Origin of the sequence: Rubrivirga sp., assembly GCF_049648075.1 — a bacterium.
Classification (GTDB): domain Bacteria; phylum Bacteroidota; class Rhodothermia; order Rhodothermales; family Rubricoccaceae; genus Rubrivirga.
The window spans coordinates 1-1,666 of sequence record NZ_JBARYR010000656.1 but is presented as its reverse complement, the minus strand read 5'-3'; the positions used below and the strand labels follow the sequence as shown (position 1 = coordinate 1,666).

Here is a 1,666-nt window from a genome sequence, read left to right as displayed (position 1 = left end):
GTCCGGGATCGAACGACGGCACTTCGTCTCGGAGGACCAGGCCACGAGCGACCTGTGCATCGAGGCCGGCCGGCGCGCCCTCGAGGTCGCGGGCGTCGAGCCGGAGGCCGTGGACCTAGTGCTGGTCGCGACCTCGAGCCCCGACGAGCTCACGCCGCCGGTGTCGAGCCGCGTCCAGGCCCAGCTCGGGTGCTCCAACGCGGGCGCGATGACGCTCATGGTCGGTTGCACCGGGTTCGTCTACGGGCTCGTCACGGCCGACCAGTTTATCCAGACGGGCGCCTACGAGACCATCCTGGTGATCGGCGCGGAGGTCATCTCGAAGAACCTCGACATGACCGACCGGACCACGTGCGTCCTGTTCGGGGACGGGGCCGGCGCGGTCGTGCTCCAGGCGACGGACACGCCGTGCGGCGTCCGGTCGTTCGAGCTCGGCAGCGACGGATCGCAGGCCGACACCTTGATCGCGCCGTGCCCCGGCACGCGCCAGCCCGTCAGCCAGGAGGCCGTCGACAACCGGACGCACTACCTCCGCATGGACGGCCGCGCCGTGTTCAAGTTTGCCACACGCACCATGACCGAGTCGCTCGAGCGCGTCATGGGCAAGGCCGCCCTCGAGGTCGCGGACGTGGACCTGTTCATCCCGCACCAGGCGAACGCGCGCATCATCGAGTACGCCGCGAAGTCGTTGGGCCTGCCGCCCGAGAAAGTGGTCATGAACGTGGCCGACTACGGCAACACGTCGGCCGCGACGATCCCGATCGCGCTGTCCGAGTCGCTCGAGTCCGGCCTCGCCAAGGCCGGTGACACGATCGCGATGGTCGGCTTCGGCGCGGGACTCACGTGGGCCGCGTGCGTCTTCGACCTGGGCCCGCTCGCCCTCGAGGGCGACGCCGCGCGGCAGACGGCGGACTCGGTCATCAACGAGCACGGCGTCGTCGAGGGGCTGATCGCGTAGCGGCGCTGGATCCTCGCAGCGGCCGCCTCCTCTCTTCCAGATGCGCATTCTATTTCTAACCCTTGCCCTGGCAGGCTGCTCTCAGTCCGAGTCTGGGACGGTCGAGTTCGAGTTTCTTATCGCGTCATCAACGCAGGTCGTTCTCGAGCCCGTCACGATTGTCCGCTCAGCGGCTGACGAGGCTAATTTTAGAGAGCGCCTGAACCTGGTAGCACCGTTCGCCCGTGTGGATTACGACGATGAGACGTTGGTCGTCGTGAGCACGTTCGGTGGGTGCCCTTCGACGGCCTACGACCTGTCCGTGCTCCAGATCACGGACACGGGCGGCGGCCTCGAGGTCGAGGCCGAGGTCACAAACAACGGCTCGGGCGGCGACCTGGTGTCGTACCCGTTCTGGGTCGTCACGGTGCCCCACCTGGATGGCGTCGTCGTAGGCGACGTGACGGAGTCCCGGGTCACGCTCCGGCTTACTGGCGACGCGGCCGACGACTGCGTGCTAGACTAACGACCTCGAGGACGATTCCCAGACATGGACGCAGGGTCGGCCGTAGGCTTGGGGCTCACCCGCCCCCGCCCTCGATGCTCCGTGACCAAACCCTGGCCGTCTTGGGCGCCGGCAACATCGGCCGGGCACTCGTCGGCGGCCTGCTCCGAGGCGACGACCTCGAGGGCGACCGGATTACGGCGACGCGACGCAGCGAGCACGGT

General features: G+C 68.4%; 2 protein-coding genes. Both read left to right on the top strand.

From position 1 onward, the window contains the following. On the top strand, positions 1-958 hold a 958-nt coding region (locus tag WBA11_RS17675), incomplete at its 5' end, for a beta-ketoacyl-ACP synthase III (RefSeq protein WP_424521959.1). Positions 959-998: 40 nt separating this feature from the next. Beyond that, positions 999-1,463 carry a hypothetical protein gene (locus tag WBA11_RS17670; protein ID WP_424521958.1) on the top strand — a complete coding sequence of 155 codons (465 nt, stop codon included), beginning with the start codon at positions 999-1,001 and terminating at the stop codon, positions 1,461-1,463. Positions 1,464-1,666: the final 203 nt, after the last annotated feature.

Excerpts from the sequence above, each read along its gene's own strand:
- WBA11_RS17670 (WP_424521958.1), top strand. The coding sequence starts at position 999 with ATGCGCATTCTATTTCTAACCCTTGCCCTGGCAGGCTGCTCTCAGTCC.